Genomic DNA, 20,968 nt, shown 5'->3' on the forward strand with positions numbered 1-20,968 from the left:
AAGAGTTTTGCTACCCGCCCTCGGGGGTGTTTCTTCCACCAGGGTCGGGTGCTAGTAATATTGTTACGCAGCGGGTGCGGTCCTTGGGGGAGGTTCCGGGCCTCCGGTGAATGACCAGGACAGACGCGGGGCAGGGGGGACTTTGTACATCATGCCGTTGGATCGCAGAGTCGATCATCCGATCATCCTCGGGATTGTCGGGGATTCGGCGTCCGGCAAAACAACGCTGGCGGCGGGAATCGCACAGATTCTCGGCCCGGAGCGCGTGGTGTCCCTATGTTCCGACGACTATCATTCCCTGTCGCGGGAGCAGCGTCGGGCGCAAGGTCTGACGGCGCTCAATCCGCAGGCCAATTACCTGGAGATCGCCGGTCAGCACTTGCAGCTATTGCGTTCCGGGCAGCCGATCCTCAAGCCGGTCTATGATCACCGTCTGGGGGTGTCCGGCCCGCCGGTGCTGGTCGAGCCCAAAGACTATATCATCGTCGAGGGACTGCTGGCCTTCGCCACCAAGGTTCAGCGCGATTGCTTCGACGTTAAGATCTATCTGGAACCGCAGGAGGACTTGCGGATCAAGTGGAAAGTACAGCGGGACACGGCGGAGCGCGGCTATACTGTCGAGCAGGTGCAGGCCATCCTGGCGAAGCGCCGCGACGATTGCCGACAATTCATCCAACCGCAACGGACTTTCGCCGATATTGTGGTACAATTCTATCCGCCACAGGGTCACTCGGAGGAAACCGGTGCCCACCTTAACGTTCGCCATAGCCTGCGACCGACCTTGCCGCACCCGGATTTGACGCCGCTGCTCGACGCGGGCGCGAAGAGTGGCTTGCGATTGGACCTGAAAAGGGATATCGACGGCAAGCCGGTTGATGTATTCGAGATCCCGGGGGAAATTGACGATGCCCGCGCCAAGGCCATGGAAGACCTGTTATGGAACCTTATCCCGGAGGCCCGGCATCTGAGGGAGAACGTTGGCACTTTCACCGACCGGAGCAACCGGCAGATGATGTCTCATCCGCTGGCGCTGTCGCAGCTTCTGATCACCTATCACATGGTCAAGGCGGCGCTTGGCCAACATGCCATTTAGAGAACGATCCTACGACCACCTGACCAAATTCAAAGACCAAGAGAGAAAACGAGGAGACGTCCAGTCATGACTGCTACACATAAAGAAATGGCCAATGCCATCCGTTTTCTGGCGGCTGACGCTGTGCAGAAGGCGAATTCCGGCCATCCCGGCATGCCCATGGGCATGGCCGATGTCGCCACCGTCCTGTTCACCAAGTTCATGAAGTTCGACCCGAAGGCCACCAAATGGGCCGACCGCGACCGCTTTATCCTCTCCGCCGGTCACGGCTCCATGCTGCTGTACTCGCTGCTCCACCTGATTGGAGTCGAGGACTTCACCATGAAGGAACTGGAGAATTTCCGTCAACTCGGGTCCCGTTGCGCCGGTCATCCGGAATACGGTCATGGGGCAGGCATCGAAGCCACCGCCGGTCCGCTGGGCCAGGGCATTTCCATGGCCGTCGGTATGGCGCTGGCCGAGCGCATGATGAATGCCCGCTACGGCGACGAACTGGTTGATCACTATACCTATGTGATCGCCGGTGACGGTTGCCTGATGGAAGGCATCAGCCAGGAAGCCCTGTCCATTGCCGGTCACATGAAGCTCAACAAGCTGATCGTGATGTGGGACGACAACGAAATCTGCATCGACGGCAAGACCAACCTGACCCTGTCCGACGATCAGTTGGCCCGCTTCAAGGCGTCGAACTGGAACGTGATGAGCATCGACGGGCATGATCCCGCCGCCATCGAAAAGGCTTTGACCGCCGCCAAGGCGTCCGACAAGCCGACCCTGATCGGCTGCAAGTCGGTGATCGGCTACGGGGCACCGACCCTGGCCGGTTCCCACCATACCCACGGCGCGCCCTTGGGTGCCGAGGAAATCGAAGGCATGCGCAAGGCTCTCGGTTGGACCGCCGCGCCGTTCGCCGTGCCGGAGAATGTGTTGGCCGAGTGGCGCAAGGTCGCGGCGACCGGCAGTGCCGCGCGCAGCGCCTGGGAAGGCCGTCTGAACAAGGCCGCCAACAAGGCCGAGTTCATGCGCCTGCAATCGGGCGAACTGCCCGGTGGCTGGGAAATCGCCATGAACGATTACAAGAAGAAGATGGCTGCGGAGCAGCCCAAGAAGGCGACCCGTCAGGCTTCCGGCATGGCTCTGGAAGTGCTGGCCGACGCGGTGCCGGAAATGATCGGCGGTTCGGCCGATCTGACCGGCTCGGTCAATACCAAGACCTCCTTCATGACCGCCATCCAGCCGAATGATTACGGCGGACGCTATATGCACTATGGCGTGCGTGAGCACGGCATGGCCGCCGTCATGAACGGCATCGCCCTGCATGGGGAGTTCATCCCGTATTCCGGCACCTTCGCGGTGTTTGCCGATTACATGCGCGGTGCCATGCGCCTGTCGGCACTGATGGGGCAGCAGGTGGTTTATGTGCTGACCCATGACTCCATCGGCCTCGGCGAAGACGGCCCGACCCACCAGCCGGTGGAAACGGTCGCCAACCTGCGCGCCCTGCCGAACTTCAACGTCTATCGTCCGGCCGATGTGATCGAAGCCGCCGAATGCTGGATGTCCGCCCTCAAGACTCCGGAAACCCCGTCGGGCATGATCCTGTCCCGTCAGGCGCTCCCGGCGGTGCGGGTCACCCACACGGACGACAACCTTTGTGCCAAGGGCGGCTATGTGCTGCGCGAAGCCGAGGGCGGTGCCCGCAAGGTCACCCTGCTGGCGACCGGCTCGGAAGTTTCCGTAGCCATGGCGGCACGCGACAAGCTGCAAGCCGAGGGCGTGCCCACGGCGGTGGTTTCCATGCCCTGTTTCGAGTTGTTCGATGCCCAGGACAAGGCCTATCGGGATACCGTATTGGGTGCCGATGGAGGGGCCCGCGTGGCGGTCGAAGCGGCCGTGCAGCAGGGCTGGGACAAGTATCTCGGGTCCAATGGCGGGTTCGTTGGCATGACCGGTTTCGGTGCCTCGGCTCCGGCCCCGGATCTTTACAAGCACTTCGGGATTACCGCCGATGCGGTGGCCGCCGAAGCGAAGAGCCGACTGTAAGAAACGACTGCAACAGTCTGTAAAGGAGTTAAACTATGCCTCTAGTATCCATGCGTCAGTTGCTCGACCACGCGGCCGAAAACAACTATGGCATCCCGGCGTTCAACGTCAATAATATGGAGCAGGTCAAGGCCATCATGGTGGCCGCCCAGGCGACCAACAGCCCGGTCATCCTGCAAGGTTCCGCCGGGGCGCGCAAGTACGCCGGTGAAGCCTTCCTGCGTCACCTGATCATCGCGGCGATTGAAGAATATCCCGATATTCCGATCTGCATGCATCAGGATCACGGGACCTCTCCGGCGGTCTGCCAGCGCTCCATCCAGTCCGGGTTTTCCTCGGTCATGATGGACGGCTCCCTGATGACCGACGGCAAGACTCCGTCGTCCTATGAATACAACGTCGAAACCACCCGTCGGGTGGTCGACATGGCCCATGCCTGCGGCGTTTCCGTCGAAGGCGAGCTGGGTTGCCTGGGCTCTCTGGAGACCGGCGAGGCCGAAGCCGAGGATGGCGTCGGGGCCGAGGGCAAGCTGGATCATTCCCAGTTGCTGACCGACCCCGACGAAGCCGCTGATTTTGTCAGCAAGACCCATGTGGACGCCCTGGCCATCGCCATCGGCACCAGCCACGGGGCCTACAAGTTCACCCGTCCGCCGACCGGTGACATCCTGGCCATTCAGCGGGTCAAGGAAATCAACGCCCGCATCCCCAATACCCATCTGGTGATGCATGGCTCGTCTTCGGTGCCGCAGGACTGGCTGAAGATCATCAACGAACACGGGGGCGAAATGGGCGAGACCTACGGCGTTCCGGTGGCGGAAATCGTCGAAGGCATCAAGCACGGGGTGCGCAAGGTCAATATCGACACCGATCTGCGTATGGCCTCCACCGGTTCCATCCGTCGTCACCTGGATGAAAACCGTTCCAACTTCGATCCGCGCAAGTACCTGAAAGTGGCCCAGGACGCCATGACGGAAATCTGCAAGGCCCGTTATGAAGCCTTCGGGACGGCCGGCAACGCCGACAAGATCAAGGTTGTCAGCCTCGAGAAGATGTTCATGGATTATGAAGCTGGCAAGTTGAATCCGAAAATCAACTAATCGGATTTACTCAACGGATTTTCGTTGGGTGTAATATTTATGAAAGGGGCGCTCTTTGAGTGCCCCTTTTGTATTTATCTGCATGCCTTTTTACTAAATATTAGAATATTCTAAAATTAGAAACATTTGATGAATGTGTTGTTCGTGTTGAAATTATATTCTGTATATGGGGCTCTGTAACAATAAATATTATACTTTTGTGTTTTCAGGCTAAATTTAGTGTGGTATCGCTTTTTCTCACAAACGTCTATTTCAGGGAGGCAAAATGGTGTCCAAGATGATTTTACGTGCCGCATTCGCCGCTGCCGTTGTTGGCGGTCTGGCTGGTGCCGGAGCTGCTCACGCAGAGGACATGGCAACAGCCAGTATGCTGGCCAATACCTGTAACGGCTGTCATGGCCCCAACGGGAGCAGTTATGGGCCGGCTACTCCCTCTATCGCCAGCATGAACGACCTGTATCTGACTGATACGTTAATCGCTTACAAGAATGGCAAGCGTTCCTCGACCATCATGGGGCGGATTGCCAAGGGGTATAGCGATGCGGAACTGACGGCCATTGCGAAATACTTCACCGGCCAGAAGCTTGAACGTGTCGCGAACCAGGCGGCCGATCCTAAAATGGTCGAGATGGGGCAGAAAATCACTCGGGACCTGTGTGAGGGTTGTCACGAGAAGGACGGCTATGTTGCCGAAGATTATCCCGTTCTGGCCGGTCAGATGATGCCCTATCTGCGCAACAATCTGGCCGATTTTGAATCCGGCGCGAGGAACTTGGATGAAAATCCGGCGTTGTCCGCCAAGGAACTCCGGAAGAAAAAGGGCAAACTTCAGGATCTCCACGAGAAATTCGGCAAGGACGGTGTGGAGGCCGTTGTTCAATTCTACGGCAGCCGCAAGTAAGGGGAGAGACATACAAATGACCAATTTTAATCGTCGCGGATTTCTCAAGCTGACGGGTGGCGCTGCCGCCGTTGCCGGAGCCGTCGTGGCTGCCCCGCATGTGGCCAAGGCCGCCGGGGGCAAGGTTGTCATCGTGGGTGGCGGTGTGGGTGGTGCGACCACCGCGCGCTATCTGAAGCTGGCCGATCCGGCCATTGACGTCACACTGATCGAGCCCAATGCCACTTATCACACCTGCTTCATGTCCAATGAGGTGCTGTCCGGCGAACGGACCCTGGATCAGATTGCTGTGACCTACGACGGCCTGAAGGCCATCGGCATCAATGTGGTCAAGGATACGGTTTCCGGCATCGACGCGGCGGGCAAGAAGGTGTCCACCGCCGGAGGGCAAACCTTTGCCTATGACCGTTGCGTGGTCGCCCCGGGCATTTCCTTCAAGCTCGATGGGTTCGGCGGTGTGTCCGATGCCATGTTCGACAAGATCCCGCATGCCTGGAAGGCCGGTCCGCAGACCGCCCTGCTGCGCAAGCAGTTGGAAGCCATGCCCGATGGCGGCACTTTCTGTCTGGTGGCCCCGCCAAACCCGTTCCGCTGTCCTCCGGGGCCGTACGAACGGGCCAGCCAGATCGCCATGTATTTCCAGCACAACAAGCCGAAATCCAAGGTCGTCATCCTTGATCGCAAGGACAAGTTCTCCAAGCAGGGCCTGTTCATGGGGGCCTGGAAGGAACTGTATGGCTACGGCACCGACAACAGCATCATCCGCTGGGTGAATGCGGCCGAGGTGGGGACTATCGAGTCCATTGATCCCTCGACCATGACGGTCAAGACCGACTTCGAGACTGTCAAAGCCGACGTCATCAACTACATCCCGCCGCAAGTGGCCGGTGAGATCGCCATCTCGGCTGGTCTGACCAACGACAAGGGGTGGTGCGATGTGGACAAAGTGACTTTCGAGTCCAAAGTGCATCCGGGCATTCATGTGCTGGGCGACGCTTCAGTGGCGACTTCCATGCTCAAGTCGGGCTATTCCGCCAACTCGCAGGGCAAAGTCTGTGCGGTGGCCATCAATGCGGCCCTCAAGGGTCAGGAGATGGGGACTCCGTCTTACGTCAATACCTGCTACTCCATTGCCGGCAAGGACTATGGCTTCTCCGTTGCCGCAGTCTACAAGTACGACAAGGAGAAAGACGTCATTGCAGGTGTCGCCGGATCGGGCGGTCTGACTCCGGGCGATGCATCCGCCGAGATGCGTCGGCGCGAGGTGGAATTCGCTTACAGCTGGTACGACAACATCCTCAAGGATACCTGGGGCTGAACCGGGTTTCCGTCCAGGAAGAGATGAACCCAAATGGCGAAGGCCCTTGTCCCTGGCGGGCAGGGGCCTTCCGCCGCCTCGACGAATAACAAAAAATCAGTAACGTTATTGACTCGACATGGGGTGTGGTCGAGTTGGAGCATACGTAGGGAGGGAAACGATGGTGCGCAAAATCTGGAATTGGCTGAAGAATCCGGGGGCCAGATGGGGGCTGATTATTGGCGTTGTGGGGACATTCGCGGGGATTGTTGGATTCAATGTCGTGGTCGCGCATACCAACACCTTGGAGTTCTGCACGTCTTGTCACTCCATGACCTTTCCGTTGGCGGAGTATAAAAAGAGTTTCCATTATAAAAATACGGTCGGTGTACAGGCTGAATGTCCAGATTGTCATGTGCCACATACCTATCCAGACCTGCTGATCGCCAAGATCATGGCCGCCAAGGATGTCTACGGTGAGATTATTGGTCGTATCGCGACTCCGGAACTCTACGAGCAACATCGTATGGAGATGGCTCAGCGGGTCTGGGCCAAGATGGAGGCCACCGAATCTCGCGAATGTCGGACCTGCCATGATTTCGAGGACATGCTGTCCGACGAGCAGGGGCGACGCGCCCAACGCAAGCATGCCGAAGCCCGAAATGAGGGCGGCCATTGCATCCAATGTCACAAAGGTGTCGTGCATGAATTGCCACAAGGCTACGAAGGCTGAAGCCTTGTCCGGCGATTCACGCTATAAGAACCCAACCCGATTTGGATAAGGAAAGGCCGAGATATGTTTTGTCGTTACAAATTTGGAGGGATGGTTGCCGCTGCCGCCCTCCTCATGGCGGGGGCTCTTTGGGGAGCGCACGCCGAAGCCCGGGAGGTCTCCGAAACCCATGAGGACAATCTGGTGGCCTCGGTGGCCTCCGGTGGTCGCCTCTATGACGATTGGATGCGTGAGACCGCGGCCCGCAAGCCCAGCGACCTGCATCCGCTCTATCCCAAAGAAGGTCAGTATTCCAAGCAACCCTGGCAGACCTGGCGGTGCGTGACCTGTCATGGCTGGGATTACAAGGGCGTGGACGGGGTGTTTCATACTGGCCCCGATTTCACCGGAGCCAAAGGCATCGTCGGCAAGAAGGGGGCGCCCATCGGTGAGATCGTGGAGATTCTCTCCGATCCCAAGCATGGGTATGGCGATCTGTTGAATAATCAGGAACTGCTCGATTTGGCGACGTTCGTCCAGTCCGGGCAGACCGATGTGGATTCGGTGATCGACCCGGTGAGCCGTCGCGCCAAAGCCGAACCTCAAATGACGTCAGTTTATTTCTCGACCATTTGCGTCAATTGCCACGGGGCGGACGGCCGGATGATGGAAACCATTCCGCCCATTGGCGATGTGTCCCGGGCCGATCCCTGGCAGGCTTTGCACAAAATGCTGAATGGTCACCCGGGTGATGACATGCCGGCCCTGCGGGCCTTCAATATCCAGACCATTCTGGGGGTGCTGGCCTATTCTCAGACCCTGCCCTCCAGGGACCGCCTGGCCTCCATTTCCCGGGGCGGCAAGCTGTATGACGACTGGGCCGCCTCGGTGGACCGGCGCTATCCGGAGGACCCCCATCCGCTCTATCCCAAGGACAAGAAGGTGGACGTGGGCAGCAACTCCTGGCGTTGCATCGAGTGTCACGGCTGGGACTACAAGGGCACGGCGGGTTTCCGCGGCATCCGTAACATGGCCGGGGCGCATCCGCTGACCATCGTCAAGATCCTTGAGGACCAGACTCATGGTATGGATCGCTACCTCAAATACAAAGATATGATGGATCTGGCCAACTTCATCAGCCAGGGTCAGGTTGAGGTGAACGAGTACATTGATCCGGCGACCAAAAGGGCCAAGGGCGATAAGGACACCAGTCCGGAATACTTCCTGACTCTGTGCGCCACCTGCCACGGGGAGGATGGACGCGCCATTCGCACCATGCCGCCACTGGGCCGGGTTGCTGGCGAGAACCCCTGGAAGGTGCTGCATCGCATGTTCCATGGTCATCCTGGCGATTACATGCCCGCCTGGCAGGCTTCCATGCCGCCGACCATCGTCAAGGACGTGCTGGCGAAATTGCAGACGCTGCCGACCAAGAAGTAGGGTGGCCTCTGCCCCATAACGGAAAAGCCCCGCGGCGGATGTGTCGCGGGGCTTTTTTTGGCGTGAGAACCGAGAGAGCGTCGGGCTTATCCCCGCAACAACCGAGCCGCCTCCCGGGCCGCGTAGGTGAAGATCCCGTCAGCACCGGCGCGCTTGAAGGAAATCAGGGTTTCCATCAGCGCCGCGTCGTGATCGAGCCAGCCGTTAGCGGCGGCGGCCTTGAGCATGGCATATTCGCCGGACACGTTGTAGGCGAAGGTCGGCATGCCGAAGGTCTCCTTGATGCGGCGGATAATGTCCAAATAGGGCAGACCCGGCTTGACCATCAGCATGTCGGCCCCTTCGGCGATGTCCAGGGCGACTTCACGCAGCGCCTCGTCGGTATTGGCCGGGTCCATCTGGTAGGTCTTCTTGTCGCCCTTGAGGGCCCCGCCGGAACCCACCGCGTCGCGGAAGGGGCCGTAAAAGGCGGAGGCGTACTTGGCGGCGTAGGAGAGGATCTGCACCTGCTGATGTCCGGCGGTGTCGAGGGCCTGACGGATTTCACCGATGCGCCCGTCCATCATGTCCGAGGGGGCGTTGATGTCGCAGCCTGCCTCGGCCTGCGCCACCGCTTGTAGGCACAGCGCCTCGTTGGTCTCGTCATTGAGGATGATGCCGTCTTGAACCAGTCCGTCGTGACCGTTGGAATTGTAGGGGTCCAAGGCCACATCGCAGATGACGCCCATGTGCGGATGTGCCGCCTTCAGCGCCCGTACGGCGCGACAGACCAGATTCTCCGGGTTGTAGGCTTCCTGGGCATCGGGGGTTTTCAGGTCGGGGTCTGTATAGGGGAACAAGGCGACGGCCGGAATCCCCAAATCCGCCGCCCTCCCGACTTCCTCTACTAGTAGATTGATCGACAGCCGATCGACCCCGGGCATGGAGGCCACCGGCTGGCGCGCATTGTCGCCCTCGATGACGAACACCGGCCAGATCAGGTCGTCGGGGGTCAGCGTGGTCTCGCGGACCATGCGACGGCTCCAGTCCTGCTTGCGGTTGCGCCGCAGGCGGGTCCAGGGATAGCTCCCCAGGCCCAGGCTCGCGTTGCCGGTCATGTTGTGTCTCCTCTCGATAGTGTGGGCCGAAGCATAGCGTGGAGGCGAGGATTTGGAAGGACGAAATTCCCCTGTTAAAGGAACATGTCAAGATGCCCTCATATAAAGTGTAAATTATAGTGTATCTGTTTTTCAAATGTATGTTGAAAGCCTTGTTTTGTATGGCTTATAATGTTCTTCTAAAAAAATAAATAATCCTCTGGGACACCAATGAGAATCCCACTTTATATTTTTATAATATAAAAAGAGAGGAGGGGAGAATATGAGGTGTGTTTTGCGGCGAAGTCTCGCCGTTTGGTTTTTCTTTTTGCTTTTTCCTTGTGTGGTCCTGGCCGACAAGCCGGTGGCCCCGGAGCAGGTGCCAGGGGCCGAGACGGTCTCGGCGGAACAGGCTGTCCTGCTGATCCAGTCCATGCCCGGTTTGGTGATCGTCGACTCCCGGCGTCGCGAGGAGTTTGTGAAAGGACATATCCCCGGAGCCGTCAGTCTGCTTGATTCGGACATGACCCGGGAGTCCCTGGCTGCCGTGGCTCCCGATCCGACGACCCCGATCTTGTTTTATTGCAATGGGCCACGTTGTCTGCGGAGCAGCCAGGCCAGTTCTCTGGCGCTGTCCTGGGGGTATCACAGAATCTACTGGTTCCGTGGAGGATGGACCGAATGGGCGGGGCAGGAATTCCCCGTGTCCTACGCCGAACCATGAGAATCGAATCCCTTTCCACCCGGACCCTGATCGTGCTCTGCCTGATGGGGCTGTTTGTCGCGACGTTCGCCTTCACCTACGTTCTGCAACGCAATTATCAGGAGTCGACGCTCAGTAACGCGGAATCGTTTTTGCGGGAAATTGCCAACGTTTCCACAGATGCGGCGCTTCACGATCTGCACAAGGCCATATTGATCTTTGGCAACACGCTGATTTCCCGCCCGGAATTCATCAAGGGCTTCGAAGCGGCACTGGCCGGAAACCCGGAGCCGCTTGAGTCCGCTTTGAGCGATCCCTTCCGTAGCGGTTACGTCAATGCCACGACCATTGCCCTGGAGGGGCTGCGCACCTATCGACCGGACTGGAGTCTGCTGGCCCAGGGCCGCACCGAGGGGCCGATGACTGTCGATCCTATGCCCTTGGAGGCGACCAGCAATGCCGTCTTGGAAGGCGCGGCCAAGCGGCAGGGGGTGGCGAAACTGCGCGCCTACGGGGGCGTTTGGGTTTCCGCTGGCGGCCCCTTTTATTCGGTGATCCTGCCGGTGGGCGGCCTGACCCCGGAGGGATATTTGGAGATCGTCGCCAATCCTTCCCATAACCTGCCCCGGTTGGAGGAGATTATCCGACAGCCGGTGCGCATCGTTAACGTGGTGAGCGGTGAGACGGTCCATGACAGCGGCCCCTCCTTGCTGGGGGAGGAAGGAGTCCTCAAGTCGCGCTATCGGCTGATGTCCGAGGGGGGGCAACCAGCCTATGATGTCACCGTCTATGTGGACAATGCCGCCTATCTGGCGGATATCCGTAACTTTCAGGTCAACACTCTGATTTTGGGCACATTGGTCAACCTGTCCGTATTGGCCCTGGTGCTGTTGCTATTGAACCGCTTTCTGATCGGTCCGCTGGAGAATCTACGCCGGGAAATCCGCCGCCACGAGGAGACGTTGCACGACGATCCGGTGCCCACCCGGGGGGTCCGGGAGTTCAACGAGTTGGCCCGCGATTTCAATCATCTGATTGATCTGGTCCGGCAGCAGAACATGGCCCTCAACCGCCTGTCCAAGACCGATGAGTTGACCCGACTGCCCAACCGCCGGGCGCTCAATGCTTTCCTGGAGGCCGAATGGCAGCGTGCAAAGCGCACTCAGGAGTCGATCGGCGTGATTTTGATGGATATTGATTGCTTCAAAAATTACAACGACACTTATGGTCATCAGGCCGGTGATGACTGCCTGCGTGCCGTCGCCGAGGTGATCCGTGATGCGGTGCCACGGGGCACCGATTTCGTGGCCCGCTACGGTGGCGAGGAATTCATCGTCGTCATGCCGCATACGGTTCTGGACGGTGCCCTGGAGGTGGCGCAGCGCATTGCCACGGCCTTGCGCAGGCGCGCCCTGCCGCATGTCTCCACTGTGGTCGGCAAGACGGTCTCCCTCAGCCTCGGCGTGGCGACCTGCGTGCCTCTGGAGGGACTGGACAGTTCCTGCCTCATCGAACTGGCCGACGAGAATCTCTATGCGGCCAAATCCCAGGGGCGGGACCGCTGGGTCGGCACCGACGGCCAGTCGCGCATGGCGCTACTGACCCCTCGGATCAAACCTGATCCAGTGCCTGTGTCAAATCGGCGATGATGTCGTCGATATGCTCGATGCCGACGGACAGCCGCACATAGCCCTGCGAGACCCCGGCGGCGGTCTTTTCGTCATCGGTCAACTGGGAATGGGTGGTGCTGGCCGGATGGATCGCGAGGCTGCGCGCATCGCCGATATTGGCCACATGATAGAACATCTCCAGGGAATCGATGAACTTGCTGCCCGCCTCAAGGCCGCCCTTTAGTTCGAAGCCGAGCAATCCGCCATAACCCCCTTGCATGTAGGTATCGGCCCGACGACGCATTTCGCCCTCTTGCTGGCTGGGGTGGATGACCTTGGCGACCTTCGGATGATCTTTGAGGAAATCCGCCACGGCCTGGGTGTTGGCGCAGTGGGCGCGCATGCGCAGGGGCAGGGTCTCCAGCCCTTGAATGAACTGGAAGGCATTGAACGGGCTCATGGCCGATCCCAGATCGCGCAGCAGAACCACCCGGGCACGGATGGCAAAAGCGATGGGGCCGAGGGGCTTCACGGCTTCGGTCCAGACGGCGCCGTGGTAGCTGGGGTCGGGATGATTGAGGGTCGGTAGCCGGTCACCGCTGGCTTCCCAATCGAAGGTGCCGCCGTCGATGATCATGCCGCCGATGGAGGTGCCGTGGCCGCCGATATATTTGGTGGTGGAATACATCACCACCGCTGCCCCATGGTCCAGCGGGCGGCAGATGATCGGGGCCGCCGTATTGTCGACGATCAGCGGGATGCCCAACTGCTTGCCGATGTCCGCCACTTCGCGGATGGGGAACACCTGCAATTTCGGATTCGGCAGGGTCTCGGCGAAAAAACAGCGGGTGCGGCTGTCGACGGCGCGGCGGAAATTCTCCGGGTCCGAGGGATCGACGAAGCGGCACTCAATGCCCATGGCGGTCAGGGTATTGGCGAACAGGTTCCAGGTGCCCCCGTAAAGGTCGGTGGAGCTGACGAAATTATCGCCGGATTCGCACAGATTGAGGATGCAGAAGGTGGCCGCCGACTGGCCCGACGCGGTGGCCACTCCGGCGACGCCGCCTTCGAGGGCGGCCAGGCGCATTTCCAGGGCATCGTTGGTCGGATTCATGATGCGGGTGTAAATGTTGCCCAATTCCTTGAGGGCAAACAGATTGGCCGCATGTTCCGCACTTCGGAATTGATATGAGGTCGTCTGATATATCGGCACGGCCACTGCACCGGTTTCTGGATCGTTGCGGTAACCGCCGTGCAGAACAATGGTTTCCGGATTCTTGGAGTTTCTGGACATGCCTTGTAGACCTCCCCTGGCCGTCGTTTCTTGTGATGGTGGATCAAAATCCCAATCTGTAGAGTGAAAGTCAAGGATTGCCCAAATTGAATACGGAAAATGACCTGCGGGATGGTTTTCCCGAAGCCTTGTCAGTGCTAGCTTGGCATGATGGACATGTGAGGAGTCTCGAATCGTGAACAGGGCGGAACGGCGACGGGCGGAGCGCAAGGCACAGGCCGCTTCCAAGAAGGCTGGAAGCAGTGTCGAGCAGTTGGCCGCCCTGTGGCGGACTGGGGATGCCAGCGCCTCGATACGGATGGCCTGGGACTTGCTGCGCGCCGGACAACCCGGTTTGGATGAAAAGCCCGGCGACGCGCGGGACCAGGTGCGCTGTCTGTTGGCCATCGCCCAACTGATGGAAAAGGAAACCGATTACATTCTGGCGGAAAAGGCGTTGCGGCAGGCTCTGGAGGTGATCCCTGAGGCCCCGACGCTGCTTTCCCGGCTGGCCCAGGACCTCAACCGTCAGGGCCGTCCGGAAGAGGCGGAAGAGCTGGCCCGGCGGGCCATGCGGTTGGAGCCGACGGACCTTGACGGGGCGACGGCCCTGGTGATGGTGCTGCTGGACGAAGGTCGGCTGACGGAGGCCATCGCGGTGGCCGAACAGGCGCGCCAGGACAATCCCGGCAAAGTGCGCGCGTATCTGCTGGCGGCGCGGGTTTATCGCCATGCGGGACAGGATACGGCGGCCCTGGAGGCCCTGGAGGCCAGCCTGAAAGTCGCGGCGACCGGCGAGGCCTGGATGATGATCGGCCACATACGCCATGACCGGCGCGACGGCGCAGGGGCTCTGGCGGCTTATGACAAGGCGCGGGCCTGCGGTCATGCCCCGGCCGAGGCCGGATTTGCCCGGGTCAATACCTTGCAGGCCCTGGGACGGTTCGCCGAAGCGCGGCGTCTGTATCGGCAAATGGGAGAGGCGGACCCGCGCTTCCTGGGGGCGCATGTGGATTTTCTGCCCCGAGCGGGGGCGGGTGCCCTGGAGAGCAAGGTTCCGGCCGCCTCGGACCTGGACTCCCATCAAATGATTCTGGTCAGTTGCCCGTTTACCTTTCCCAATTTGCCTCTGGGCTTGGGTTTTCTCAAGGCGCAGGTGGAAAAGTGCACGGATTTCCATGTGACCTGCATGGACTTGAATCTGGATTGGTACGATTTGATCCTCGACGGGCTGGCGGTCGAGGAGGGTACGGCGCTGGGATTCAAAGACTCGGCGGATTTCCTGCAAGCCGCCACGGTCTTTCGGGTGGGCGGCGCGGCGTTTCATGATCCGGCGTCGCACGAACGGCTGGCCGAGGTCTTCACTCGCTATCGGGCGGTGGTTCAGGAAGCCTATGGGGCGCGGTGTCGGCAGGTGCTGGCGACCAACGGCGCGACTCCCTGGTTCATTGATTGGATGGCGGCCCGCATTCTCGCGCATCGTCCGTCGGTGGTTGGTCTGTCGGTGATGTTCACCGAGCAATATCCAGCGACTGCCCTGCTGGCCCGGGCGCTCAAACGGCTGCGTCCGGAAATCACGCTGATCTTCGGCGGCGGCTTTTTCAACAAGGCGGACCTGCCCGGATTTCTGGCCCAGGACTATGTGGATTATCTGGTGCTCAACGAGGGAGAGGGGCCGTTGCCGCGACTGCTCGATGCCTTGCGGGGCAAGGGCAATATGGCCGAGATCGACGGTCTGGCCTATCAGGATGGAGCGACCGGGCGCTTCGAAGTGCGCGAGAACCAGCTTAACATCAAGCACGACGAACTGCCCTATGCGGATTATTCCGACATCGGAGCCGATCGCTATTTCAATCCGGAGCCGGTCATTCCGGTGATCAGTTCGCGTGGCTGCTATTGGCGGCGCTGCACCTTCTGCGACCATTTTGCCAGTTACGCCGGGACCTACAAGACCCAGAGCATTCCCCGGGTGGTCGATGAACTGCAATATCAGATGCAGGCCACCGGCGGGCGTCTGTTCAGTTTCGTTGACGAGATGATCTCGGCCCGACGCTTCAAGAAGATCTGCGAGGAAATCCTGGCCCGGGGGCTGGACCTGCGCTTTTACGCCTTGGCCAAGCCGACTCCCGACTTCACGCCGGACATTCTCGAGCTCATGTACGAGGCCGGATGTCGGAGCATCTATTGGGGGCTTGAGTCGGGAAACGACCGCGTTCTTTCTCTTATGGACAAGGGAAATACAGTACAAAGCTCATCTGATACATTAAAATTTGCGAGTGCCGCCGGAATCCGCAATCACCTGTTCATGATCGTCGGCTTTCCCACCGAAACCGAGGCGGAGCTGAAGGATACCCTCGACTTCCTGTATGACCACAAGGATCAGGTGGATATGGTCCTGGCCGGCCATTACATCATGAAGCGGGGCACGCCGACCTGTGACCAGCACTGGAATTTTGGCGTCTCCCGGGTGTTGCAGATGCGCTCCCTGTGCAACAGCCGGGCCTTGCGCTACGAGACCTCGGAGGGGATCGACGCGGCGCTGACCGCACCCTGGGCGGATTTTCTGCGCCGCGAGTATCTGGATCGGTTCTGTGTCCAAGGGCGGTTCTTCGGCACCCCGCGCGATCATATCATCGTCAGCTATGCGGATCAGGACGGGCGGGCGGTCCGTCCGTCCAAGGTGGTGCCCGATCCCAATGCGGTCTGGCGGGTCCTGCACAAACAGGCTGGATCGTCGCGCGATGACGGGCAGGCTCCCCTCTATCCGGTTTGGCGCTTCTGATGTCTGGCGGCGGGCGTCGATTTCCCGAGATTCTGATCGAATTTTATCATGTGGGGCGCTACGTCAAGGTCAGTGCCATTGATCCGCTGACCAACGTAGAGGTTTGCATTGTGGGCGACCCCAAGCGATCCAAGGAAGAGTTGATCGAAGTGGCACGGCGCAAGCTGATGATGGTGCTGCGCAAGAAACAGGAGGCTCGTGGCAAACCCCTTTGATTCTAAAGTGTCAGAGGCTAAAGTTCGGGGTCAGACTTGAGGACCCGAAATTTGATTGCCATTGAGAATATTTCCAAACGTTTTGCCGGTATCCAGGCGGTTAATGAGTGTTCGTTTCGCATCGCCAAGGGACGGATTACCGGCCTGATCGGCCCCAATGGGGCGGGCAAAACGACCCTGTTCAATATCATTGCCGGTTTCACCCGGCCCGACCGGGGCCGTATCCTGCTTGATGGGGAGGATGTCACTGGCCTGTCGCCGCACCGGTTGTTCCACAAAGGGTTGGTGCGGACCTTCCAGATCCCGCAGGAATATCCGCGCATGAGTCTGCTGGAAAATTTGATGGTGGTGCCTGAAGGACAGTCGGGGGAAAACTTGCTTTCGGCGTGGTTTCGTCCCGGAAAGGTCCATGATGAAGAGCGCAAGGTCCGAGAAAAAGCTGAAGATGTCGTTGAGTTCTTGCAGCTTTCTCATGTGGCACATGAGCTTGCCGGGAACCTGTCTGGGGGGCAGAAAAAGCTGCTTGAATTGGGCCGTACCATGATGACCAACCCGCGGGTGGTGCTGCTGGACGAGCCGGGGGCCGGGGTCAACCGCACCTTGTTGGGCAAGCTCTGCGAGTTCATCCAAAGGCTCAACACGGAGCGCGGCTATACCTTCTGCATTATCGAGCATGACATGGATGTCATTGCCCGGCTGTGCGATCCGGTGGTGGTGATGGCCCATGGGTCGGTGCTGATGGAAGGACCTATGGAGCTTGTGCGCCATGACCCGAGGGTGCTGGAAGCCTATCTGGGCGGTGGCTCGGACGCGGAGGCCCGGGGATGAGCTTTCTGGAGACCCTGGGCATCTATGGGGGGTACGGCGGCCTTGATATTCTCAATGGCACTGATATCGCGGTGGAGCAGGGGGAAATCGCCGTTATCGTTGGGGCCAATGGGGCCGGGAAATCGACCCTGATGAAGGCGATTTTTGGCTTGGTCAAGCTGCGTGAGGGCCGCATTTTGTTGGAGGGCGTGGATATCGCCAACCAGCCGCCGCAGAAGATGGTCCAGCGCGGCGTGTCCTATGTACCGCAGGAATACAACGTGTTTCCCAGCCTGACCGTGCGCGAGAATCTGGAAATGGGGGCCTTCCCGCGCACCGACGACTTCCGACCCCAGATGCAAAAGGTATTCGATCTTTTTCCGCGTCTGGCCGAGCGGCAAGACCAGGAAGCCGGGTTGATGTCCGGCGGTGAGCGACAGATGGTGGCCATGGGACGGGCCTTGATGATGGAACCCCGTCTGCTGATGCTTGACGAACCGACGGCCGGGCTGTCGCCCAAATTTATCGACCATACGTTCGAGCAGATTCTGGCCGTCAACAAGCTGGGAATCACCATTTTGATGGTTGAACAGAACGCCCGCCAGGCCCTCGCCATTGCCCATCGCGGTTTCGTGCTGTCATTGGGCAAAAAGCGTTTCGAAGATACCGGCCCCAACCTGTTGGCCAACCGCGAGGTGGCCGAGATGTTCTTAGGGAGCTGAGGGATGTTGATGGAACTCCTGCAATTGCTGGTCTACGGGATTGTCCTGGGCAGCATCCTGACCCTGGGGGCCATCGGCGTGTCGATGATCTTCGGCATTCTCAAGTTCGCCAACTTCGCCCATGGCGACCTGATGACCTCGGGGGCCTATCTGGGGCTGCTGTTTGTTGGTCTGGGGTTGTCTGTGTGGTTGGCTCTGCCGCTGGCCATGGCGGCAACGGCGCTGTTGGCGGTGGCCCTGGACCAATTGCTGTACCGCCGGTTACGCCGCACCGCGCCGGTGATTCTGCTGATTTCCTCGTTCGGTGTGGCCTTGATCCTGCGCAGCCTGATTCAGTTGATCTGGGGGCCGGATATTCTGGTCTATCGGACGGGTATCCAGATGCCCTACCGGGTCGGCGATGTGATCCTCAAGCCCGATCATCTGTGGATCGTGTTGGGCGCGGTGGGGCTGGTTGTCGGAATGCACCTGTTCCTCAGCCGCAGCAAGATGGGCAAGGCCATGCGGGCCATGAGCGACAACATGGATTTGGCACTTATCAGCGGGATTCCGGCCGAACGGGTGATCGTCTGGACCTGGATCATGGGCGGGGCCATGGCGGCGGCGGCGGGGGTGTTTCTGGGTCTGGACACCCGCCTGCATCCGGTGATGGGCTGGGGGGTGTTGCTGCCGATTTTTGCCGCGGCGATCCTCGGCGGCATCGGTAAACCCTATGGGGCCATCGCCGGGGGCATGGTGATCGGCATTGCCATGGAAGTTTCGACCCTGTTTCTAAACCCCACCTACAAACCTGCGGTGGCTTTCGCCATCATGGTGGTGATGTTGATCGTGCGGCCTCAGGGTCTGTTCGGGAGGCGCGCCTGATGGAAGGTTTGTTCAGTTATTTCGTGTTTTTCCTGAGTATGGCCGGGATTTACGCCATCCTGGCCCTGGCCTTGAACCTGCAATGGGGGTTTACCGGCCAGTTCAACATCGGCATCGCCGGATTTTTCGCCGTTGGGGCCTATACGGGGGCCATTGTCACCACCCTGCCCACGGAATCCCATCTGGGCGGCTTTGATCTGCCGTTTCTGGTCGGGGTCGTGGCGGCCATGGGGGTGTCGGGGATCGTGGCGCTGTTGATCGGGCTGGTGACGGCTCGCCTGCGCACCGATTACCTTGCCATCGCCACCATCGGCATCGCCGAGATCATTCGCCATGGCCTGAAGAACGAGGACTGGTTGAGCAACGGGGTGCGTGGCATTCCCGGCATTCCGCGTCCGGTTGAGGGGGAATGGGCCTTTCTGGCGCTGGTACTGGTCTTTGTGGTCGTCGTCTATGGCTTGATCGAGCGGGCGCGGCGCTCCCCCTGGGGGCGGGTGCTGCGGGCCATCCGCGAGAATGAGAATGCCACCCTGGCGGCGGGGAAGGATGTGGCCCGATTCCGGCTGGAAACCTTCGTCGTCGGATCGGCAATCATGGGCGTCGGTGGGGCGCTCTACGCCCATTTCTTCGGCTTCATCAGCCCCGAGGCCTTCGATCCCCTTTATGGGACCTTTCTGGTCTGGGTGATGCTGATCGCCGGGGGCAGTGGCAACAACCGGGGGGCTGTGTTGGGGGCAGTGGTGATCTGGGGCCTGTGGTCAGCCTCGGAGATCCTCACCTCGCAGTTACCGGTGGAATATGTGACCCAGGCCGGGGCCTTGCGGGTGTTGCTGATCGGCGTGGTTTTGCAGGTCATCCTGCTGTTCCGCCCGGAAGGCCTGTTGCCGGAGGAAAAACCGAAGCTCGGCCGCGAGGCGGGGGAATAGAGGCCCGGAGCCTGTGCCCCGGGCCTCCGTCTTGAGCCTACTTGGGTTCGAACACCTTGACGGTGACGATCTTGCCATCCTGGATTTCCCAGTGGGCGTAGGTGCCGGCCACATCGCCGTTGGCATCGAAGTTGACCGGACCAGAGGCCCCCACATAGTCGATGTCCTCGCCGTTCTTGAGCAGGGCCACGGCTTTGGCGAATTCACCGGGCAGGATCGGCGCGCCCGGCGGGTTGGCGACGAAACGCAGGGCATCGCGGATGGCCTTGGAGTCCGTGCTCCCGGCCTTTTCGGCGGCCAGGGCGATGAGCATCACCGCGTCATAGGAGGAATCGATATAGGGTTTGGGCGGCAGTTCGCCGAATTTGGCCTTGTAGGCCTCGCGAACAATCTCGCCCGCCTCGCCGAGGGATTCCGGGGCTGTGCCGAACGACCCATTCAGGTATTCAGCCCCAATGTTGTCAATGATTTCAGGAGCTTTCAGGCCATCGGTGAAGACGAACTTGTTGAACATCGCCCCTTCGAGGGCCTGACGGATGATGGTCGTGCCATTCTCCGGATAGCCGACCAGCATCAGCGCTTCCGGGGCCCCCTTGGCCGCCTTTTGCAGTTCCCCGCGATAAGAGGGCTGTTTCGGCTCATAGCCTGAAACGGCGGTGACTGTGCCACCGATCTTGCCGTAAGCCTCCGTGAAGGCATCGGCCAGGCCCTTGCCATAATCATTGTTGAGATAAAGCATCCCAACGCTTTTGATGCCCTTTTCGAGGGTCAGTTGGGCCAGGGCGACGCCCTGAATGGCATCGGTCGGCACGGTGCGGAACAGGAAGTCATTATCGGCCAGACCGGTGATTTCCGGCGAGGTGGAGGCGGGGGAAATCATCAAGACGCCCTGCGGGGCCGCCACCGATTGGGCCACCGGGATGGTCGAGCCGGAGGACAAAGCGCCGACGATGGCGTTCACATGTTCGAGGTTGACCAACTTGGTGGCCGTATCGACGGCCGCCTGCGGCGTGGTCTGGGTGTCGCCGACCATGATTTCTACAGGACTGCCCAGGACGCCACCTTGCTTGTTGATCTCGTCAACCGCTAACAAGGCACCATTGTAATCGGGAGGGCCATAAGCCTGAAGGTCGCCGGTCATCGGCATCAAGGCCCCGATCTTCAGCGAGTCCGCATGTGCGGTGCCAGCCATCAGGGCCACAGCGGCCCCCGACAGCAGGTTCAAATAACGCGATGTTTTTGTCATCTTCGATCTCTCCCATGGCAAATTCCTGCACCGGGGCGGCAGGACGGCTTTCGATTTCGGGGCTGAACATCCCGGCTGAACTTTAGACGACAGTGACCACACGAAGAAAGTATGGATTTGCGTTGCGTCGCACAATCAGTACAATCGGGCCTCTCTTC

18 protein-coding genes are annotated in these 20,968 nt (G+C 59.9%); 15 read left to right on the top strand and 3 right to left on the bottom strand.

The window, feature by feature from the left end; translation table 11 throughout:
• Window positions 1-151 precede the first annotated feature (151 nt).
• The 7 genes from ACYQ1P_RS12015 to ACYQ1P_RS12045 all read left to right on the top strand — a co-directional run bounded on the left by ACYQ1P_RS12015 (window position 152) and on the right by ACYQ1P_RS12045 (window position 8,586).
• The gene (locus ACYQ1P_RS12015) at window positions 152-1,093 is read left to right on the top strand and encodes a phosphoribulokinase (protein ID WP_460020590.1); all 942 of its coding nucleotides are present in this window, start codon (window positions 152-154) and stop codon (window positions 1,091-1,093) included.
• Between the two features lie 66 nt (window positions 1,094-1,159).
• The gene (tkt, locus tag ACYQ1P_RS12020; RefSeq protein WP_460020591.1) at window positions 1,160-3,136 is read left to right on the top strand and encodes a transketolase; all 1,977 of its coding nucleotides are present in this window, start codon (window positions 1,160-1,162) and stop codon (window positions 3,134-3,136) included.
• 35 nt (window positions 3,137-3,171) lie between these two features.
• Window positions 3,172-4,236: a class II fructose-bisphosphate aldolase gene (gene fba, locus ACYQ1P_RS12025; protein ID WP_460020592.1), complete on the top strand. Its 1,065-nt coding sequence runs from the start codon at window positions 3,172-3,174 to the stop codon at window positions 4,234-4,236.
• 265 nt (window positions 4,237-4,501) lie between these two features.
• Window positions 4,502-5,137, top strand: coding sequence for a c-type cytochrome (locus ACYQ1P_RS12030; RefSeq protein ID WP_460020593.1), 636 nt, complete (start codon window positions 4,502-4,504; stop codon window positions 5,135-5,137).
• A 16-nt stretch (window positions 5,138-5,153) separates the two neighbouring features.
• The gene (locus tag ACYQ1P_RS12035; RefSeq protein WP_460020594.1) at window positions 5,154-6,455 is read left to right on the top strand and encodes an FCSD flavin-binding domain-containing protein; all 1,302 of its coding nucleotides are present in this window, start codon (window positions 5,154-5,156) and stop codon (window positions 6,453-6,455) included.
• A 160-nt stretch (window positions 6,456-6,615) separates the two neighbouring features.
• Window positions 6,616-7,167: a NapC/NirT family cytochrome c gene (locus tag ACYQ1P_RS12040; protein WP_460020595.1), complete on the top strand. Its 552-nt coding sequence runs from the start codon at window positions 6,616-6,618 to the stop codon at window positions 7,165-7,167.
• 90 nt (window positions 7,168-7,257) lie between these two features.
• Complete coding sequence (locus ACYQ1P_RS12045) at window positions 7,258-8,586, top strand: hypothetical protein (protein WP_460020596.1); 1,329 nt, start codon at window positions 7,258-7,260, stop codon at window positions 8,584-8,586.
• A gap of 86 nt (window positions 8,587-8,672) precedes the next feature.
• Here ACYQ1P_RS12045 and hemB read toward each other — a convergent pair whose 3' ends face one another.
• Window positions 8,673-9,683 carry a porphobilinogen synthase gene (gene hemB, locus ACYQ1P_RS12050; protein WP_460020597.1) on the bottom strand — a complete coding sequence of 337 codons (1,011 nt, stop codon included), beginning with the start codon at window positions 9,681-9,683 and terminating at the stop codon, window positions 8,673-8,675.
• Between the two features lie 307 nt (window positions 9,684-9,990).
• Between hemB and ACYQ1P_RS12055 the strand changes: the two genes are divergently transcribed.
• Both ACYQ1P_RS12055 and ACYQ1P_RS12060 read left to right on the top strand, forming a co-directional pair.
• Window positions 9,991-10,386 carry a rhodanese-like domain-containing protein gene (locus ACYQ1P_RS12055; RefSeq protein ID WP_460020598.1) on the top strand — a complete coding sequence of 132 codons (396 nt, stop codon included), beginning with the start codon at window positions 9,991-9,993 and terminating at the stop codon, window positions 10,384-10,386.
• Window positions 10,383-12,014 carry a diguanylate cyclase gene (locus tag ACYQ1P_RS12060; RefSeq protein WP_460020599.1) on the top strand — a complete coding sequence of 544 codons (1,632 nt, stop codon included), beginning with the start codon at window positions 10,383-10,385 and terminating at the stop codon, window positions 12,012-12,014. The genes ACYQ1P_RS12055 and ACYQ1P_RS12060 overlap by 4 nt, the downstream gene beginning before the upstream one ends.
• Here the strand turns inward: ACYQ1P_RS12060 and ACYQ1P_RS12065 are convergent.
• Entirely contained in the window at window positions 11,977-13,269 is a 1,293-nt protein-coding gene (locus tag ACYQ1P_RS12065; RefSeq protein ID WP_460020600.1) for an O-acetylhomoserine aminocarboxypropyltransferase/cysteine synthase family protein, read from the bottom strand. The two genes, ACYQ1P_RS12060 and ACYQ1P_RS12065, sit on opposite strands and share 38 nt — an antisense overlap.
• Window positions 13,270-13,444: 175 nt before the next feature.
• On the opposite strand from ACYQ1P_RS12065, the gene ACYQ1P_RS12070 reads away from it, so the two are divergent.
• The 6 genes from ACYQ1P_RS12070 to ACYQ1P_RS12095 are packed head-to-tail and all read left to right on the top strand — an operon-like array spanning window position 13,445 to window position 19,564.
• On the top strand, window positions 13,445-16,030 hold the full coding sequence (locus ACYQ1P_RS12070; RefSeq protein ID WP_460020601.1) for a radical SAM protein: 2,586 nt from the start codon (window positions 13,445-13,447) through the stop codon (window positions 16,028-16,030).
• The gene (locus tag ACYQ1P_RS12075; RefSeq protein ID WP_460020602.1) at window positions 16,030-16,245 is read left to right on the top strand and encodes a DUF6898 family protein; all 216 of its coding nucleotides are present in this window, start codon (window positions 16,030-16,032) and stop codon (window positions 16,243-16,245) included. The genes ACYQ1P_RS12070 and ACYQ1P_RS12075 overlap by 1 nt, the downstream gene beginning before the upstream one ends.
• Window positions 16,246-16,281: 36 nt before the next feature.
• Window positions 16,282-17,073, top strand: coding sequence for an ABC transporter ATP-binding protein (locus tag ACYQ1P_RS12080; protein WP_460020603.1), 792 nt, complete (start codon window positions 16,282-16,284; stop codon window positions 17,071-17,073).
• Window positions 17,070-17,774, top strand: coding sequence for an ABC transporter ATP-binding protein (locus ACYQ1P_RS12085; RefSeq protein ID WP_460020604.1), 705 nt, complete (start codon window positions 17,070-17,072; stop codon window positions 17,772-17,774). The genes ACYQ1P_RS12080 and ACYQ1P_RS12085 overlap by 4 nt, the downstream gene beginning before the upstream one ends.
• Before the next feature lie 3 nt (window positions 17,775-17,777).
• A complete protein-coding gene (locus ACYQ1P_RS12090; RefSeq protein ID WP_460020605.1) occupies window positions 17,778-18,638 on the top strand; it encodes a branched-chain amino acid ABC transporter permease in 861 nt (286 codons plus the stop codon).
• Window positions 18,638-19,564 carry a branched-chain amino acid ABC transporter permease gene (locus tag ACYQ1P_RS12095; RefSeq protein ID WP_460020606.1) on the top strand — a complete coding sequence of 309 codons (927 nt, stop codon included), beginning with the start codon at window positions 18,638-18,640 and terminating at the stop codon, window positions 19,562-19,564. The genes ACYQ1P_RS12090 and ACYQ1P_RS12095 overlap by 1 nt, the downstream gene beginning before the upstream one ends.
• A 37-nt stretch (window positions 19,565-19,601) precedes the next feature.
• Here ACYQ1P_RS12095 and ACYQ1P_RS12100 read toward each other — a convergent pair whose 3' ends face one another.
• Complete coding sequence (locus tag ACYQ1P_RS12100; RefSeq protein ID WP_460020607.1) at window positions 19,602-20,810, bottom strand: ABC transporter substrate-binding protein; 1,209 nt, start codon at window positions 20,808-20,810, stop codon at window positions 19,602-19,604.
• Window positions 20,811-20,968: the final 158 nt, after the last annotated feature.

The sequence above is a fragment of the Magnetospira thiophila genome, assembly GCF_054657015.1.

Bases quoted from the DNA above. Each gene is read 5' to 3' on its own strand.
- ACYQ1P_RS12060 (WP_460020599.1), top strand. From the start codon at position 10,383: ATGAGAATCGAATCCCTTTCCACCCGGACCCTGATCGTGCTCTGCCTG.
- tkt (WP_460020591.1), top strand. From the start codon at position 1,160: ATGACTGCTACACATAAAGAAATGGCCAATGCCATCCGTTTTCTGGCG.
- ACYQ1P_RS12075 (WP_460020602.1), top strand. From the start codon at position 16,030: ATGTCTGGCGGCGGGCGTCGATTTCCCGAGATTCTGATCGAATTTTAT.
- fba (WP_460020592.1), top strand. From the start codon at position 3,172: ATGCCTCTAGTATCCATGCGTCAGTTGCTCGACCACGCGGCCGAAAAC.
- ACYQ1P_RS12090 (WP_460020605.1), top strand. From the start codon at position 17,778: ATGTTGATGGAACTCCTGCAATTGCTGGTCTACGGGATTGTCCTGGGC.
- ACYQ1P_RS12035 (WP_460020594.1), top strand. From the start codon at position 5,154: ATGACCAATTTTAATCGTCGCGGATTTCTCAAGCTGACGGGTGGCGCT.
- ACYQ1P_RS12045 (WP_460020596.1), top strand. From the start codon at position 7,258: ATGGTTGCCGCTGCCGCCCTCCTCATGGCGGGGGCTCTTTGGGGAGCG.
- ACYQ1P_RS12015 (WP_460020590.1), top strand. From the start codon at position 152: ATGCCGTTGGATCGCAGAGTCGATCATCCGATCATCCTCGGGATTGTC.
- ACYQ1P_RS12100 (WP_460020607.1), bottom strand. From the start codon at position 20,810: ATGACAAAAACATCGCGTTATTTGAACCTGCTGTCGGGGGCCGCTGTG.
- ACYQ1P_RS12030 (WP_460020593.1), top strand. From the start codon at position 4,502: ATGGTGTCCAAGATGATTTTACGTGCCGCATTCGCCGCTGCCGTTGTT.
- ACYQ1P_RS12085 (WP_460020604.1), top strand. From the start codon at position 17,070: ATGAGCTTTCTGGAGACCCTGGGCATCTATGGGGGGTACGGCGGCCTT.
- ACYQ1P_RS12040 (WP_460020595.1), top strand. From the start codon at position 6,616: ATGGTGCGCAAAATCTGGAATTGGCTGAAGAATCCGGGGGCCAGATGG.
- hemB (WP_460020597.1), bottom strand. From the start codon at position 9,683: ATGACCGGCAACGCGAGCCTGGGCCTGGGGAGCTATCCCTGGACCCGC.
- ACYQ1P_RS12095 (WP_460020606.1), top strand. From the start codon at position 18,638: ATGGAAGGTTTGTTCAGTTATTTCGTGTTTTTCCTGAGTATGGCCGGG.
- ACYQ1P_RS12065 (WP_460020600.1), bottom strand. From the start codon at position 13,269: ATGTCCAGAAACTCCAAGAATCCGGAAACCATTGTTCTGCACGGCGGT.